We start from the raw sequence: 15,784 nt of genomic DNA on the forward strand, positions 1-15,784 counted from the left end.
TGTCCCCCGACAGGCGTTACCCATGTATCCCGGCTGAACACTGCGCGCACCGAAATTCCCGAACTACCCGGTGCGCGCGGCGCACCCTACGAAGCAATCGGAGAATTGCGGCCCCAGAAACGACGAAACCCGTCGCGGGCGGCGACGGGTTCTGTCTGGGGTGTTGCGGTCGGGCCACTTGGCCCGGCGAACTGCTTAGCGCCAGAAGGGCTTGTGCAGTTCGGCTTCGCGCTGGGCCTCGCTGATACCAGCGTCAGCCAACAGGCGGGGGTCCAGCATGGCCAGTTGATGACGGCTGGCGATGCGGCGCTGCCACAGCAGCAGGGTGGAAACGGTGCGCAGGGCCCACGAGGATTTCGGGGATTGTTCGGCGCTTTCGAAAATCAGATCGGAACTGAGGGTACGTTCCATGGCGGCAGGTCCTTCCCGCTTGTGGCGGGGCTTGGTTATCAACTGGTGCCTATGATCTACCCGGAACAGCCGCCACTGTAGTCACAGTTGCTCTAAATTGTGTTGGTCTTTATTAGCATGCTTATCAACTGTTTCGCTGAAATTGTAGGGAACTGTATGGGTGCCACGTTGAATCACTCGTGATCCAACGGGAAACCATAGTTTTTCCTGTTCAAGAAGCAGAAAGCAGGATTTTTGAACAGTACAGTTCCGGATTTTTAGAAACTGTTTTTTGATCTCTTTGTCAGAATCAAAGGTTACAAGCCCATAACTGTTTTGTTCCAACCGGTTCAGTTGGCCAGCATTCGCCCGGTTTCTTCCAGATTGATATGCCAGGCCATGGCTTCACGCAGCACGTGGGGGGTGTGGCCACCCTTGGCGCAGGCCGCTTCGAAGTAGTTCTGTAATGGTTGACGGAAATCTGGGTGAACACAGTTGTCGATGATCGCCCGCGCGCGCTCGCGTGGCGCCAGGCCGCGCAGGTCGGCCAGGCCCTGTTCGGTGACGAGGATGTCCACATCGTGCTCGGTATGGTCCACGTGGCTGACCATCGGCACCACGCTGGAAATCGCCCCGCCCTTGGCGATGGACTTGGTGACGAAGATGGCCAGGTGGGCGTTCCGGGCGAAATCGCCGGAGCCGCCGATGCCGTTCATCATTTTCGTGCCGCCCACGTGGGTCGAGTTGACGTTGCCGTAGATGTCGAACTCGAGCGCGGTGTTGATGCCGACGATGCCCAGGCGACGCACCACTTCCGGGTGGTTGGAGATTTCCTGCGGGCGCAGCACCAGCTTGTCCTTGTAGCGCTCCAGGTTGCCGAAGACATCACTGTTGCGGCGCGCGGACAGGGTGATAGAGCTACCAGAGGCGAAGCGCAGCTTGCCGGTGTCGATCAGGTCGAAGGTGGAGTCCTGTAGTACCTCGGAGTACATGGTGAGGTCCTGGAAGGGCGACTCGATCAGGCCGCACATCACGGCGTTGGCGATGCTGCCGATGCCGGCCTGCAGCGGCGCCAGGTTGTTGCTCATGCGCCCGGCTTCCACTTCACGCTTGAAGAAATCGATCAGGTGGTCGGCGATGGCCTGGGTCTCGTGGTCCGGCGGCAGCACGGTGGACAGGGAATCCGGCTGTTCGGTGATGACGATGGCGGCGATTTTCGCCGGATCGATCGGAATGGCGGTGCCGCCGATGCGGTCGTCCACGCGGGTCAGGGGAATGGGCGTGCGGGTCGGCCGGTAGGTCGGGATATAGATGTCGTGCAGGCCTTCCAGATTGGGGTTGTGCGCCAGGTTGATCTCGACGATCACGCGCTTGGCGAAAATCGCGAAGCTGGCGGAGTTGCCAACGGAGGTGGTCGGCACGATGTGGCCTTCCTCAGTGATGGCCACGGCTTCGATCACCGCGATGTCCGGCAGCTTCAGCTGGTGGTTACGCAGCTGCTCGACGGTTTCCGACAGGTGCTGGTCGATGAACATCACCTCGCCCGCGTTGATTGCCTTGCGCAGGGTGCTGTCCACCTGGAAGGGCATGCGGCGCGCCAGTACACCGGCTTCGGTGAGCTGCTTGTCGAGGTCATTGCCGAGGCTGGCGCCGGTCATCAGGCTGATCTGCAGCGGCTGCTCCTTGGCTCGCACGGCCAGCGCCTGGGGCACGGCTTTGGCCTCACCGGCACGGGTGAAGCCGCTCATGCCAACGGTCATGCCGTCTTCGATCAGGGCAGCGGCGTCGGCCGCACTCATCACCTTGTCCAGCAGGGAGGACAGGCGCACGCGCTCGGAGTACATGGGGAAAACCTCGGACAACGGGGTAGGAGCCGCGCAGTCTAGGGGCTGGCGGGGCGTCCGACTTCTATACCAAGGTCGAAGAAATGGCTCTATTCAGGGCCTTTTGTCGGAGTGGCGAGAAGAGCGGCTGCTCTGTAGGGGCGAATTCATTCGCCAAGCAGGCCGAAGGTCTGCCCACCGGTCACGCGGGTCGGGGTCGCTGCGCGTCCCTTGGCGAATGAATTCGCCCCTACAACAAGCTCGCCCAATCCGGCGATCTCAGAAACAAAAACCCCGGCACAAGGCCGGGGTTTTCGGTATCGCGGGACAGGGCTCAGTCGACAGCCTTGACCATGTCCTCGATCACCTTCTTGGCATCGCCGAACACCATCATGGTCTTGTCCATGTAGAACAGTTCGTTGTCCAGGCCGGCGTAGCCGCTGGCCATGGAGCGCTTGTTCACGATGATGGTCTTGGCCTTGAAGGCTTCCAGGATCGGCATGCCGGCGATGGGCGACTTCGGATCGTTCTTCGCGGCCGGGTTGACCACGTCGTTCGCGCCGAGCACCAGCACCACGTCGGCCTGACCGAACTCGGAGTTGATGTCTTCCATCTCGAACACCTGCTCGTAGGGCACTTCGGCCTCGGCCAGCAGGACGTTCATGTGGCCCGGCATACGACCGGCAACCGGGTGGATCGCGTACTTCACGTTCACGCCACGGTGGATCAGCTTCTCGGACAGCTCCATCAGCGCGTGCTGGGCACGGGCCACCGCCAGGCCGTAGCCAGGGACGATGATCACGCTGTCGGCGTTGGTCAGCAGGAAGGCCGCGTCGTCGGACGAACCGGACTTCACCGGGCGCTGTTCCTGGCTGCCAGCCGCGGCACCCGCATCAGCTTCGGCACCGAAGCCGCCGAGGATGACGTTGAAGAAGGAGCGGTTCATCGCCTTGCACATGATGTAGGAGAGGATCGCACCGGAGGAACCGACCAGGGAGCCCGCGATGATCAGCATCGAGTTGTTCAGCGAGAAGCCGATACCGGCCGCCGCCCAACCCGAGTAGCTGTTCAGCATGGACACCACCACCGGCATGTCGGCACCACCGATCGGGATGATGATCAGCACGCCGATGACGAAGGCGAGTGCCACCAGCAGGGCGAAGGCGGCGATGTTACCGGTGAGGGTGAAGTACAGGCCCAGGCCGATGATGGCCAGGCCAACCAGCAGGTTCAGCTTGTGCTGGCCGGCGAACTGCACCGGGGCACCCTGGAACAGGCGGAACTTGTACTTGCCGGACAGCTTGCCGAAGGCGATGACCGAACCGGAGAAGGTGACGGCACCGATGGCTGCGCCGAGGAACAGTTCCAGGCGGTTACCGGCCGGGATGGCATCACCCAGGGCGGCAACGATGCCCAGGGACTGCGGTTCGACGACGGCAGCGATGGCGATGAACACGGCGGCCAGGCCGATCATGCTGTGCATGAAGGCGACCAGCTCCGGCATCTTGGTCATTTCGACGCGCTTGGCCATGATCGAACCGGCGGTGCCGCCGACCAGCAGGCCGACGATCACGTAGCCGATGCCCTGGGTGGCCAGCTCGGCGCCCAGCTTATAGATGAGGCCGACAGTGGTGAGCACGGCGATGGCCATGCCGATCATGCCGAACAGGTTGCCGCGACGCGACGAGGTCGGGTGCGACAGGCCCTTGAGCGCCTGGATGAAGCACACCGAGGCGACGAGGTAGAGAACAGTGATCAGGTTCATGCTCATGGTCAGTGCTTCTCCGCAGCCGCTTTCGGCGCTTTCTTCTTGAACATTTCCAGCATGCGTCGGGTGACGAGGAAGCCACCGAAGACGTTGACCGCGGCCAGTGCCACGGCCAGGGTGCCCATGGCCTTGCCCAGCGGGGTGACGGTGAGGGCGGCGGCCAGCATGGCGCCGACGATCACGATCGCCGAGATGGCGTTGGTCACGGCCATCAGCGGGGTGTGCAGGGCCGGGGTGACGTTCCACACCACGTGGTAGCCGACGTAGATGGCCAGCACGAAGATGATCAGGTTGTAGATGCCGTCGGAAATCAGGTCCATGGTCTCTATCCTTATGCGTTCACTTTCTGCGGAGCAGCGGTCGCGGCGGGAGCGCCGTTGCTACGCACGACATTGCCGTCGCGGCACATCAGGCATGCGGCGACGATGTCGTCTTCGAGGTTGATGTTGAGCTGGCCGTCCTTGTCGATGATCAGCTTGAGGAAATCCAGCAGGTTGCGCGCATAGAGGGCGGAGGCGTCTGCCGGCACCATGGCGGCCAGGTTGCTGTGGCCGACGATGGTTACGCCATGCTTGACCACTACCTGGTCGGCTTCGGTCAGCGGGCAGTTACCGCCTTGGGCAGCGGCCAGGTCGATGACCACGGAGCCCGGCTTCATTTCGGCAACGGTGGCCTCGTGCAGCAGGGTCGGTGCCTTGCGGCCCGGGATCAGCGCAGTGGTGATGACGATATCGGACTGCTTGGCGCGCTCGTGCACGGCCTTGGCCTGACGCTCCATCCAGGAGGCCGGCATCGGGCGGGCGTAGCCGCCGACACCCTGGGCACATTCGCGCTCTTCATCAGTCTCGAAGGGAACATCGACGAACTTGGCGCCGAGGGACTCGATTTGTTCCTTCACAGCCGGACGCACGTCGGAAGCCTCGATCACTGCCCCCAGACGCTTGGCGGTAGCGATGGCCTGCAGGCCTGCCACACCGGCACCGAGGATGAGGATGCGCGCGGCCTTCACGGTACCGGCGGCGGTCATCAGCATCGGCATGAAGCGCGGGTAGTGGTGAGCCGCCAGCAGCACGGCCTTGTACCCGGCGATGTTGGCCTGGGACGACAGCACGTCGAGGCTCTGGGCGCGAGAGGTGCGCGGCGCCGCTTCGAGGGCGAAGGCAGTGATGCCACGGGCATTCATGCGCGCGATGACTTCGTTGCTGAAGGGGTTGAGCATGCCGACCAGTACGGCACCGGCGCGCATGTGGGCCAGCTCGCCTTCGGTCGGGGCAACCACTTTCAGCACCAGGTCGGCGCCGAAGGCAGCGGCGTCGTTGCCGATGACGGCACCAACGGCTTCATAAGCGCTGTCCGGGATGCTGGCGCTGACGCCGGCACCGCTTTGCACCGTCACCTGGTGGCCTTGGCTCACCAGCTTCTTGATGGTTTCGGGCGTCGCGGCAACCCGCGTCTCGCCAGCATGGCTTTCGAGAGGAACACCGATGTGCACTTCAAATCTCCTGCGTGATCGATCTGGTGAACCAGTGCACTGCGGATGGTGCTCTGGCGAGGCGGATCCGCCTTTCAACAGCCTGGTATCGCAACAGCCGAAACCTGGTGGCGCGGCATTCTGCAATCGGAACCTCAACTGCTTCAAGCAGTTCTGGAGTAAAACGATACAATAACTACAAGTCACGATTAGACTTGTTGTCCCTGGCTTCCGTTCCAGACCCCGTCATCGCTGGTGGAGGCGAGCCTTCACCAAGGAATCCGGTGCCGGTCTCCATCCCCAGGCTGAATGACTATCCATCAAAGCAGCGCCAGTACAGGCTTTGGGTACGTGACATCCTGCCGTTAATGGCTGGCGGACTGTTAGTAAGACTTTTTAATAGTTGCCATAAGGCTGCGGAAAATGGGCGTTCTGTAGCTTTTGAAAATGTTTGACTACAGGGTCAGGAATTGGGATTTGGCAGTTTTCCGGCAAAAGCGTAGTTCGCCCGCAAGCCAGTCGCCTTGCGGCCTGCGCCATATTGTCGCGGGTCGTCAGTCAGATTCCGGGGCTGGTCGTAGGGTGTGCTATGCGCACCATCGCGGGTTTCGGTGCGCGCGGCGCACCCTGCCGGAGCTCACACCAGCAAGCCGAGGGTCTTGGCGCGCATCACAGCCTGGGTGCGGCGTTTCACACCGAGCTTGCTGTTGATCTTCTTGGTGTGGGTTTTCACCGTGTTCACCGAGATGAACAGATAGCCGCCGATCTCCAGGTTGGAGAAGCCCTCGGCCAGCAGCTGCAACACCGCGCGCTCGCGCTGGCTGAGCAGGCTCCCCTGCTCGCCGTCGATAGCCGCCGACCCTTCACCGCGCGGGTAGTCGCGCAGCAGGCCATGCATGCCCAGGCGCTCGGCCTGTTCCAGCGCCTGGCGCTGCAGCGGGCCGGCGTCGGCGCGGTCGAGGGCGCGCCAAGTGGCCGCCAATGCCAGGCTCACTTCGCACGCAAGCGGCGCGAACTGCAGCGCCTGGCACCGTTCCAGGAGGGGCAGCAGCAGGGCTTCGGCCTGTTCGACACGGCCGGACTCCAGTTGCGCGCGAGCCAGCAGCAATTGATTGCGCAGGGCCAGAGTGGGGTAGTCGAGCGGTGCCATCCAGGCGCACTCACCGACGAAGTAGCGCTGAATGCGCAGGGCGACCGGTTCGATGCGATCCCAGCGGCCCTGGCGGGCGAGCACACGCATGCCTTGCAGGTTCAGCACGCCGCTGTAGGTGTAGCGCCAGACCTGGCGGCAGTGCATCTGCCGTTCGGCTTCGCGCAGCTCCTGGTAGGACTGGTCGAACTGTCCGCGGCGGGCGCGCAGCTCCGCCAGACCGAGGAAGCCGTGGAGGGCGAAGGGATCGAGGCAGCCCTGGGCCTGTTCCAGGCCGGCATGCAGGGCACGTTCGGCGTCTTCCAGGCGGTCGGCGACCAGATGCAGCTCGGCCTGGATCAAGTGCAGGCGCCCGAGCATCAGGCTGTCCACCTGCTTGCGCTGGCCGATCAGGGCGAAGCTCTGCTCCAGCAGGGTCTGCGCCCGTCCGAATTCGCCGCGCAGTACGAGCAGGCGGATGCGGTCGAGGTTGATCAGCACTTCGAACAGCAGGCTGCCGTGGCGACGGGCGATCTCCAGCGCCTTGTGCAGATAGTGCGGCGCATCCTCGGGAGCGCCACTGGCCATGGCCACCCGCGCCAGGCTGGAGTAGCAGAACAGAATGGGCATCCAGTCGTGGTCGGGCAGGTGCACGAGCGCTTCGCGGCAGTATTGCTGCGCACTGGCGACGTTCTGGCTGCGCAAGGCCGCGAGTACGCCGTGCAAGGCCTGACAGTTGGCCAGCAGTTTGCGGTTGCGCAGGGCGGTGGGCTGCGGCAGGAAGTGGCCGAGCTTGGCGATGCAGGCTTCCGCTTCATCCAGGCGCCAGGAGATCAGCAGCCCCCAGGCATTCAGGCTGAGCAGGCGCGGCGTGCTTTCCAGCAGGGCGGCGGGAAGCCGCGCGCGCCATGCGAGGAGATGGGCCAGATGCTGTTCGCCGGTCAGCCATTCCTGGCCGAGGCGTTCCAGATAGTTGGCCGCCGCTTCCGGCTGGCCGGCGCAGAGCGCCTGTTCGATGGCGTCTTCCACCTGGCCGGCGGCGATGAACATGCGACAGGCGCTGAGGTGCAGGCGCGTGGCGGCCGCTTCGCTGATGCGGTTGCGCAGGGTTCTCGCGACGGCGGGTAACACGCGGTACCACGTGCCGTGTTCGTCCAGGGGCATGCAGAAGGCCTGGCGTGCCAGCAGCCGCTCGAAGAGCTCGGCGCCGTCGCTGTCTTCCCAGAGGTGCTGGCAAAGCTCGGCGGAAACCTTGGGCAGGTGTGCCAGGGCGAACAGGCAGGCCGCTTCGTCCGGGCTCAGGCGATTGAGCAGTTCGTGGTCCAGGTATTCCTTGAGCCAGCAGTGATTGCCGCTGGCACTGGACGGCGCCTTGCCGGACAGGTGCAGGCGCACGCCGGCGCACCAGCCTTCGGTTTCCTGCCAGAGTTCTTCGCGCAGGGCGGCGCTGGTCTGCGGCGCGAGCTGGTCGACCAGCTGTTCGTGTTGCTGGCGATCGAGGGCTAGTTGGGTCGCGTCCAGTTCCAGCAGCTCCCCTGCCAGCAGCAGGCGCGGCAGGTTCCAGGCCGGTCGCTGGCGCACGCTGACCAGCAGGCGCAATTCCGGCAGGGCGCGAGCGAGGAGCTGGTCGATGCAGTCATCGAGGCCGGCCGGCGGATGGCCGGGGTAGTCGTCCAGGACCAGCCAGGTGCATTCACCGCGATGGGCGAGTAGCTGTTGCAGGGCCTGGGCGGCGGGCAGGGCGGGAATGGCTTCGCCGAGTTCCGCGGCGAGCTGGGCGATCAGTTGTTCCGGGGTGAGCGGCTGGCCCGCGAGGTTGAGCCAGATGATCAGGCCGGGTTGGGCCTGGGCACGGAGAAATTCGTTGAGCAGCACGCTCTTGCCGAAACCGGCGGGGGCGCAGAGCAGGCGGAGCTGGGCATCCTGGGCGGTGAGACGGTCGACCAGCCCGGGGCGCGGGACATGGGCCGGCGGCAGTCGCGGCAGGCGAGACGGAAGGACAGGCGGTGTCTGGCCGGAGCGGGGCATGGGGCGGTTCTCACTGCGTTGTTGTTATGGGTGAACCGGACCCTCGCAGACTAGATGGCCAATGGGTGGGCTAGAAGCAGCATGGACAGCGCTTATGCAGCACCATAACGGCTATGGGCAGGCAGCGGACGCCCCGCTTGGGGGGGCGTCCGGAGTGCTCAGCGGATGCCTGCGTTGCGCAGGGCGGCGGGGGTGTAGTCGGCGCCGGTGGCGGCGAAGCCGAACTCGATGCCGTGCTTCTCTTCGTTCTTCAGGCCCAGGGCGATGTAGCGCCCGGCGATGATGTCGTAGAGGGCTTCCACCGCGAAGGTGGCGACCTGGCGCTGGTAGTGGTAGCTGGCATGGCCTTCACCGACACGCCAAAGCTGGCCGCGGCCGTCGTAGTGGTCGGCGTAAGCGACCTGCCAGCTGTCTTCGTCGATGAAGTAATGGCGCTTGGCGTAGATGTGGCGCTCGTTAGGTTTGAGGGTGGCGACCACTTCCCACACGCGGTGCAGCTCATAGCGGGTCAGGTCCTGGTTCAGGTGGCCCGCTTGAAGGATCTCCTTGTACTTGAGCTTGGGCGATTCCAGCTTGTAGCTGTTGTAGGGGATGTACATCTCCTTCTTGCCGACCAGCTTCCAGTCGTAGCGATCCGGGGCGCCGGAGAACATGTCGAAGTTGTCGGCGGTGCGCATGCCGTCGGCGGCGGTACCCGGGCCGTCATAGGCGACCTGCGGGGCGCGGCGCACGCGGCGCTGGCCGGCGTTGTAGAGCCAGGCCAAGCGCGGTTCCTTCACCTGGTCGATGGTCTCGTGGACCAGCAGCACGTTACCGGCCAGGCGCGATGGTGCCAGCACGCGCTGCTTGAAGTAGAGCAGCACGTTGGCCGACTTCTCCTTGTCCAGCTGGCTCATGTCGGCCGGGAAGGCCACCTCGTCCTCGAATTGCACCGGGGTGAAGGAGCCGTTGGTCTGCGGGGTGGCCTGGACCACCAGGCGCCGGGCGTTACCGCCGCGGTAACGGGTGATGTGGTTCCACATCACTTGCACGCCATCCTTGGGAATCGGGAAGGCGTAGTAGTGGCTCTCGGCGAAATTGGACAGACCGTTGCCGCCGTCCACCGGCTGGGTGTTGACGGCGCTCTGCTTCGCCGCGTCATAGATGGCCTGCGGCGCGGCGGCGCTGCGATGGCTCGGGTAAACCGGAATCTTGTAGGTGCTGGCGTAACGCTTGAACATCGCCATCTGGCCGGGGGACAGCTTGTCTTTGTATTGCTCGGCGTTGGCGGCGGTGATGGTGAACAGCGGCTGCTCATTGGCGTAGGGGTCGCCGACGAAGCCATTGGCGTCGACCACAGCGGCGTTGGTGGGCAGGCCACCGGTCCAGGCCGGGATGCTGCCGTCGGCATTGCCGACCTTCTCCGCGCCCAGCGGGGTGAGACTGGCACCGAGTTGTGCCGCTTCATCCGGGCTGACGGCGGCCATGACGTTGGCGGCGAGCAGGCTGAGGACCAGGGCGCCGCTTTGCAGGATGTTTCTCTTGTTCATTCTGGAAATCCTTGCAATCAGAAGTTGAGGCCGAAGCTGAGTGCGACGAAGTCGCGGTCAGTGGTCACGTTGTAGTGGCCGCCGAAGAAGTCGGTGTACGACAGGCTGGCGGTGTAGGTGTTCTGGTACTCGGCGTTGAGGCCGACGCTGATGGCCTTGGAGCCTTCGTTGAAGTTCGGGCCGTAGCCGTCGACGTCATGGGACCAGGCGACGCTGGGGGTCAGGTTGATGCCGGCGAATACGTTGCTGTACTCCAGGCTGGCGCGGGCGCGGTAGCCCCAGGAGCTGCTGGTGTAGAAGCCCTTGTCGTTGCACTCGCGTTGCTGCGGGCTGGCGGCGGTGAGCGCCAGGCACACGGCCTGGGAGGACAGCTGGCCCGGTCCGTAGATGGGGTCGCGGCCGTAGCGCAGTTCGCCGATGTCGTCATTCAGGCCGCCGATGTGGTTGTAGCCGACCTCGCCTACCAGGGTCAGGCGGCTGGCGCCCATGACCTGGTCGATGAATTGGGTGGCGGTGACCTGGGCCTGGGTAACCGGCTTGCGGACGTAGCCATGCAGGTCCTCACCCGCGCGGTTGAGGGAGTGGCCGCTTTCGAAGATCGGCGAGTTGGGCACGCCAAGGGCGGCGAAGGACAGGTCGGTACTGTTCAGCTGCAGCGGCATGTTCGGCCGGAAGCTGACTTCGCCGGCCAGCGAGGTGCCTTCGACGTTGGTCTGGAAGCTCACGCCGTAGAGGCGGATGTCTTCCGGGTACTCGATGAAGTAGCGCGCACCGGGGGCGCCCGGAATGATCGCCGCGCTCGGCGTCCGGGTGCGGATGGTGCTGAAGATGGGGCCGCGGCTGTGGTAGTTCATCGCGTAGGCGCCGAACTCGGTGTCGTTCAGCTCCGGCACGAACCAGCGCAGGGCCACGCCGAACTGGCCGCTGTCCTTCGCGTCGCGATCTCCGGCGCGGGGGATGTAAAGGGTGGCGCCGGTATTGGTGGATACACCGGGCGGCAGGTCGGGACCGTTGACCACCAGGCGGTCGACGCAGCCATCGGCGACCACGTCCGAGGTGGAGAAGAAGGTGCCGCAGTTGTCGGCCACCGTTTGGTCCCACTCCAACTGGTAGAAGGCCTCGGCGGAGAGGCTATCGGTCAGGCTCTGCGAAACGTAGATCATGTTGACCGGGATCAGGCCTTCCTTGATCTCCGCACCAGGGCGGCGGAACGCGGCGACGTCGATCGGGTTGATCGAGTTGATGCTGTTGCCGATGAAGGTGCTTTCGCCCCAACTCACCACCTGCTTGCCGACGCGGAAGCTGCCCGGCAGGTCGCCCAGGTTGTAGTTGTGATAGAGGAAGGCATCGAGCAGTTGCGCGCCGGAGGAGCGGGCGCCTTCTTTGCGGTTGTGGTCGTCGATGTCGTAGAAGAGCCGGTGCTCGTCCTTCAGCTCGAAGTCGTACCAGTACTTGCCGCGCAGGAAGACGCCGGTATCACCGTATTTCAGTTCCAGGTCGTGGATGCCCTTGAAGATCTTCGAGAAGGTCTCCCCCTTCTTGAAGTTCAGGCGGCCGTCGTCAGAGGTGCGCGAGAGCGCCTCGCCGCCGCTGGCGGTGGAGATGAACTCCGGGTCCGGCGAGCGCACGGCCCAACTGGCGCCGACCGAGAGAGAGGAGTCGAACTGGGCTTCGATCTCACCGATGTTGAACGTGATGGCAAAGGCCTGGGCGCTGCAACCCAGGGCGATGGCGGCGGCCAGCGTGTGCGGCCGGAAGATTCCGCGCATTGTTCTTGTTGTCATGCGGCTCTCCAGAGCGGGTCTTGGGAGGCCTCATGCTAATCAGCCGCTTCCGGCGCCATAACTGCCTGAACGGGCGATTTCATCCATCACCCGAGTGGGTGATGTGGGCGCTGTGCGGGGAACAGAAAAGGGTCTTCACACTTTCGGCGGACAGAGGATGGTCGTTCGGTGCTACCGGTGGTTACAGCTCAGTCCAGACCGGCCTCGCTGCGATACGTGCGGGCGGCTTCCACCAGCCAGTCGCGGAAAGCACCTAGGGCGGCGGACTCGAGCTTGCGCTCGGGGATGATCAGGTAATAGGCCTTGTCGCTGCGGAAACTGTGAGGATGGGCGATGACCAGGCGGCCGTCCGCCAGTTCGTGCTGGATCAGGAAGGGCGGGATCAGCGCCACACCCATTTCGTGCATGGCGGCCTGGGCAAGCATCGAGAAGAGCTCGTAGCGCGGCCCGCTCAGGTCGCGGGCGACGTTCATTCCTTGGGAGCTGAACCACTGGCGCCAGGCATAGGGGCGGGTGGTCTGCTGTAACAGGGGCAGGCGAGCGATCGCGCCGGGTTCCAGGTTGTCGTGCCCTTCCAGCAAGGCAGGGCTGCACACCGGAACCGAGTGTTCGTGCATCAGGAAGTCGGCGCGGGTGCCTGACCATTCCGCATCGCCGAAGTAGAGAGCAGCGTCGAAATCGGTGTCGGCGAAGAGGAAGGGGCGAGTGCGGTTGGTCAGGTTGACCGTAACTTCCGGGTGCAGGCGCTGGAAGTCTTTCAGCCTGGGCACCAGCCACTGGGTGCCGAAGGTGGGCACGATGGCCAGCTCTACTGTCATCGCGCCTTGTTGGCCCATCACCGCGAGTGTGTCGCGCTCCACGGCATCGAGCTGGGCAGCAATGCGACGGGAGTACGCCAGGCCGGCTTCGGTGAGCTTCACGCCACGCCGGGATCGCCGGAACAACTCCAGGCCAAGAAATTCCTCCAGTCCGGCGATCTGTCGGCAGATGGCGCTCTGGGTCAGTGCCAGCTCATCGGCGGCCTTGGTGAAACTCTGGTGGCGGGCGGCGGATTCGAAGGCGACCAAGGCGGCGGTGCTGGGGATCTTCCGGCGCATGCTGTACCTCGGCATCACAAGTGATGGCTTGAAATAGGGGGCTTTGGCTTTTCGGAGTGAGAAATTAGCACAACAGCATGCGAAATCCTCGTTTGTCCGATAGGGCCTAGGCTGTCTAGGATGCGTCAACACTAATAAGGCAGTGGCCCGCGATGGCCCGCCCCCTGAACCCCGCTTACCGAGGACACTCCCCATGGCCGCCAAAGCAAGCTTCAACTGGATCGACCCGCTGCTGCTGGATCAGCAACTCACCGAAGAAGAGCGCATGGTGCGTGACAGCGCCCAGCAGTTTGCTGCCGACAAGCTGGTCCCGCGCGTGCTGGAAGCCTTCCGTCATGAGCAGACCGATCCGGCGATCTTCCGCGAGATGGGCGAGACCGGCCTGCTCGGTGCGACCATTCCGGAAGCCTACGGCGGCAGCGGCCTGAACTATGTGTGCTACGGCCTGATCGCCCGTGAAGTCGAGCGTATCGACTCCGGCTACCGCTCGATGATGAGCGTGCAGTCCTCCCTGGTGATGGTGCCGATCAACGAGTTCGGCAACGAAGCCACCAAGCAGAAGTACCTGCCGAAACTGGCCAGCGGCGAATACATCGGCTGCTTCGGCCTGACCGAGCCGAACCACGGCTCCGATCCGGGCTCGATGATCACCCGCGCCAAGAAGGTCGACGGCGGCTACCGCCTCACCGGCAACAAGATGTGGATCACCAACAGCCCCATCGCCGACGTCTTCGTGGTCTGGGCCAAGGACGATGCCGGCGAGATCCGTGGCTTCGTGCTCGAGAAGGGCTGGCAGGGCCTGTCCGCTCCGGCAATTCACGGCAAGGTCGGCCTGCGTGCATCCATCACCGGCGAGATCGTGATGGACAACGTCTTCGTTCCGGAAGAGAACGCCTTCCCGGATGTGCGTGGCCTGCGTGGTCCGTTCACCTGCCTGAACTCCGCCCGCTACGGCATCTCCTGGGGCGCCCTGGGTGCCGCCGAAGCCTGCTGGCACACCGCGCGCCAGTATGTGCTGGACCGCAACCAGTTCGGCCGTCCTCTGGCCGCCAACCAGCTGATCCAGAAGAAGCTGGCCGACATGCAGACCGAGATCACCCTGGCCCTGCAAGGCTGCCTGCGTCTGGGTCGCATGAAGGATGAAGGCACCGCGGCGGTGGAAATCACCTCGATCATGAAGCGCAACTCCTGCGGCAAGGCGCTGGATATCGCGCGTATGGCCCGCGACATGCTGGGCGGCAACGGCATCTCCGACGAGTTCGGCGTGGCCCGTCACCTGGTCAACCTGGAGGTGGTGAACACCTACGAAGGGACCCACGACGTCCACGCGCTGATCCTGGGTCGTGCCCAGACCGGCATCCAGGCGTTCTTCTGACCTCAGCCCGGGCCTCTCTCCTCTATATATAAGAGAGAGGCCCGAGTCCCTTCACGAACTCAGGTGACCCCATGGCTGGCGCTCTCTCCCATATCCGCGTGCTCGACCTCTCCCGCGTACTGGCTGGCCCCTGGTCCGGCCAGATCCTCGCGGACCTGGGGGCCGAGGTAATCAAGGTCGAACGACCGGGCTCCGGTGATGACACCCGCGCCTGGGGGCCGCCCTTCCTCAAGGGCGCCGATGGCCGGGATACCAGTGAAGCGGCGTACTTCCTCTCCGCCAATCGCAACAAGCAGTCGATAACCATCGACTTCACTCGTCCCGAAGGCCAGAAGCTGGTTCGTGAGCTGGCGGAAAAGTCCGACATTCTCATCGAGAACTTCAAGGTGGGTGGCTTGGCGGCCTATGGACTGGACTATGAGTCGCTGAAGGCTATCAACCCGCGCCTCATCTATTGCTCGATCACCGGCTTCGGCCAGTTCGGTCCCTATGCCAAGCGTGCCGGCTACGACTTCATGATCCAGGGCCTGGGCGGGCTCATGAGCATTACCGGGCGTTCCGACCAGGAAGAGGGTGCAGGTCCGGTCAAGGTGGGTGTGGCGCTGACTGACATCCTTACCGGGCTCTATTCCTCGGTGGCGATGCTGGCTGCGCTGGCCTCGCGGGACATCAGCGGCAAGGGTCAGCACATCGATATGGCGCTGCTCGACGTGCAGGTGGCTTGCTTGGCCAACCAGGCGATGAATTACCTGACCACAGGCAATCCGCCAAAGCGTCTGGGTAATGCCCATCCGAACATCGTGCCCTATCAGGATTTTCCGACTGCGGATGGGGATTTCATCCTCACCGTGGGTAACGACAGCCAGTTCCGCAAGTTTTGCGAGGTCGCCGGTCATCGGGAGTGGGCGGACGACTCGCGTTTTTCAACCAACAAGGCCCGGGTTGCGCATCGCGCCGAGCTGATTCCCCTGATTCGCCAGGCGACGGTCTTCAAGACCACGGCTGAGTGGGTCAGTGCATTGGAAGAAGTCGGTGTGCCCTGTGGGCCGATCAACGACCTCGCGGCAGTGTTCTCCGATCCGCAGGTTCTGGCGCGGGGGCTTCGCGTCGAACTGGAGCATCCTTTGGCCGGCGCGGTACCGCAGGTGGCCAGTCCGCTGCGTCTATCCGACACCCCGGTCGAGTACCGCATGCCGCCGCCGCTTCTCGGCGAGCACACGCAGGAAGTGCTGCAGCGCGTGCTGGGCCTGGCGGCGGAGCAAGTGGAATCGCTGCGCAAGGCGGAAGTTATCTAGCGCCTTCTTATATAAGTACGAGACAAGCTGAAGATAATTTCAAATAGGTGTTGACGGCAGATTCTGCATCCCTATAATGCGCACCTCGTCCCAGC

At 63.9% G+C, this 15,784-nt stretch carries 11 protein-coding genes; 2 read left to right on the plus strand and 9 right to left on the minus strand.

Features of this window, described 5'->3' with window-relative positions; translation table 11 throughout:
- Window positions 1-195: 195 nt before the first annotated feature.
- The 9 genes from MnOB_RS11085 to MnOB_RS11125 all read right to left on the minus strand — a co-directional run bounded on the left by MnOB_RS11085 (window position 196) and on the right by MnOB_RS11125 (window position 13,019).
- Complete coding sequence (locus tag MnOB_RS11085) at window positions 196-411, minus strand: DUF1127 domain-containing protein (protein WP_077524279.1); 216 nt, start codon at window positions 409-411, stop codon at window positions 196-198.
- 329 nt (window positions 412-740) lie between these two features.
- Complete coding sequence (locus MnOB_RS11090; protein WP_077524280.1) at window positions 741-2,234, minus strand: acetyl-CoA hydrolase/transferase family protein; 1,494 nt, start codon at window positions 2,232-2,234, stop codon at window positions 741-743.
- Window positions 2,235-2,547: 313 nt separating this feature from the next.
- Window positions 2,548-3,984, minus strand: coding sequence for an NAD(P)(+) transhydrogenase (Re/Si-specific) subunit beta (locus tag MnOB_RS11095; RefSeq protein ID WP_077524281.1), 1,437 nt, complete (start codon window positions 3,982-3,984; stop codon window positions 2,548-2,550).
- A gap of 2 nt (window positions 3,985-3,986) precedes the next feature.
- Entirely contained in the window at window positions 3,987-4,301 is a 315-nt protein-coding gene (locus MnOB_RS11100) for an NAD(P) transhydrogenase subunit alpha part 2 (RefSeq protein WP_044405771.1), read from the minus strand.
- 11 nt (window positions 4,302-4,312) lie between these two features.
- Window positions 4,313-5,473: a Re/Si-specific NAD(P)(+) transhydrogenase subunit alpha gene (locus tag MnOB_RS11105; protein ID WP_077524282.1), complete on the minus strand. Its 1,161-nt coding sequence runs from the start codon at window positions 5,471-5,473 to the stop codon at window positions 4,313-4,315.
- A gap of 616 nt (window positions 5,474-6,089) precedes the next feature.
- Window positions 6,090-8,609, minus strand: coding sequence for a LuxR C-terminal-related transcriptional regulator (locus tag MnOB_RS11110; RefSeq protein WP_077524283.1), 2,520 nt, complete (start codon window positions 8,607-8,609; stop codon window positions 6,090-6,092).
- Window positions 8,610-8,767: 158 nt separating this feature from the next.
- Window positions 8,768-10,138 (minus strand): DUF1329 domain-containing protein, encoded by a 1,371-nt coding sequence (locus tag MnOB_RS11115; protein WP_077524284.1) that lies wholly within the window; start codon window positions 10,136-10,138, stop codon window positions 8,768-8,770.
- Between the two features lie 17 nt (window positions 10,139-10,155).
- Window positions 10,156-11,922: a DUF1302 domain-containing protein gene (locus tag MnOB_RS11120; protein WP_077524285.1), complete on the minus strand. Its 1,767-nt coding sequence runs from the start codon at window positions 11,920-11,922 to the stop codon at window positions 10,156-10,158.
- Between the two features lie 188 nt (window positions 11,923-12,110).
- Window positions 12,111-13,019: a LysR family transcriptional regulator gene (locus tag MnOB_RS11125; RefSeq protein ID WP_077524286.1), complete on the minus strand. Its 909-nt coding sequence runs from the start codon at window positions 13,017-13,019 to the stop codon at window positions 12,111-12,113.
- 193 nt (window positions 13,020-13,212) lie between these two features.
- On the opposite strand from MnOB_RS11125, the gene MnOB_RS11130 reads away from it, so the two are divergent.
- Together MnOB_RS11130 and MnOB_RS11135 are read left to right on the plus strand one after the other, a co-directional pair.
- Window positions 13,213-14,394 carry an acyl-CoA dehydrogenase gene (locus MnOB_RS11130; RefSeq protein ID WP_077524287.1) on the plus strand — a complete coding sequence of 394 codons (1,182 nt, stop codon included), beginning with the start codon at window positions 13,213-13,215 and terminating at the stop codon, window positions 14,392-14,394.
- A gap of 71 nt (window positions 14,395-14,465) precedes the next feature.
- Window positions 14,466-15,689 carry a CaiB/BaiF CoA transferase family protein gene (locus tag MnOB_RS11135; protein WP_077524288.1) on the plus strand — a complete coding sequence of 408 codons (1,224 nt, stop codon included), beginning with the start codon at window positions 14,466-14,468 and terminating at the stop codon, window positions 15,687-15,689.
- Window positions 15,690-15,784 lie beyond the last annotated feature (95 nt).

Origin of the sequence: Metapseudomonas resinovorans (genome assembly GCF_002003485.1) — a bacterium.
GTDB lineage: Bacteria > Pseudomonadota > Gammaproteobacteria > Pseudomonadales > Pseudomonadaceae > Metapseudomonas > Metapseudomonas resinovorans_D.

Excerpts from the sequence above, each read along its gene's own strand:
- MnOB_RS11110 (WP_077524283.1), bottom strand. The coding sequence starts at position 8,609 with ATGCCCCGCTCCGGCCAGACACCGCCTGTCCTTCCGTCTCGCCTGCCG.
- MnOB_RS11095 (WP_077524281.1), bottom strand. The coding sequence starts at position 3,984 with ATGAGCATGAACCTGATCACTGTTCTCTACCTCGTCGCCTCGGTGTGC.
- MnOB_RS11085 (WP_077524279.1), bottom strand. The coding sequence starts at position 411 with ATGGAACGTACCCTCAGTTCCGATCTGATTTTCGAAAGCGCCGAACAA.
- MnOB_RS11090 (WP_077524280.1), bottom strand. The coding sequence starts at position 2,234 with ATGTACTCCGAGCGCGTGCGCCTGTCCTCCCTGCTGGACAAGGTGATG.
- MnOB_RS11115 (WP_077524284.1), bottom strand. The coding sequence starts at position 10,138 with ATGAACAAGAGAAACATCCTGCAAAGCGGCGCCCTGGTCCTCAGCCTG.
- MnOB_RS11125 (WP_077524286.1), bottom strand. The coding sequence starts at position 13,019 with ATGCGCCGGAAGATCCCCAGCACCGCCGCCTTGGTCGCCTTCGAATCC.
- MnOB_RS11100 (WP_044405771.1), bottom strand. The coding sequence starts at position 4,301 with ATGGACCTGATTTCCGACGGCATCTACAACCTGATCATCTTCGTGCTG.
- MnOB_RS11130 (WP_077524287.1), top strand. The coding sequence starts at position 13,213 with ATGGCCGCCAAAGCAAGCTTCAACTGGATCGACCCGCTGCTGCTGGAT.
- MnOB_RS11120 (WP_077524285.1), bottom strand. The coding sequence starts at position 11,922 with ATGACAACAAGAACAATGCGCGGAATCTTCCGGCCGCACACGCTGGCC.
- MnOB_RS11135 (WP_077524288.1), top strand. The coding sequence starts at position 14,466 with ATGGCTGGCGCTCTCTCCCATATCCGCGTGCTCGACCTCTCCCGCGTA.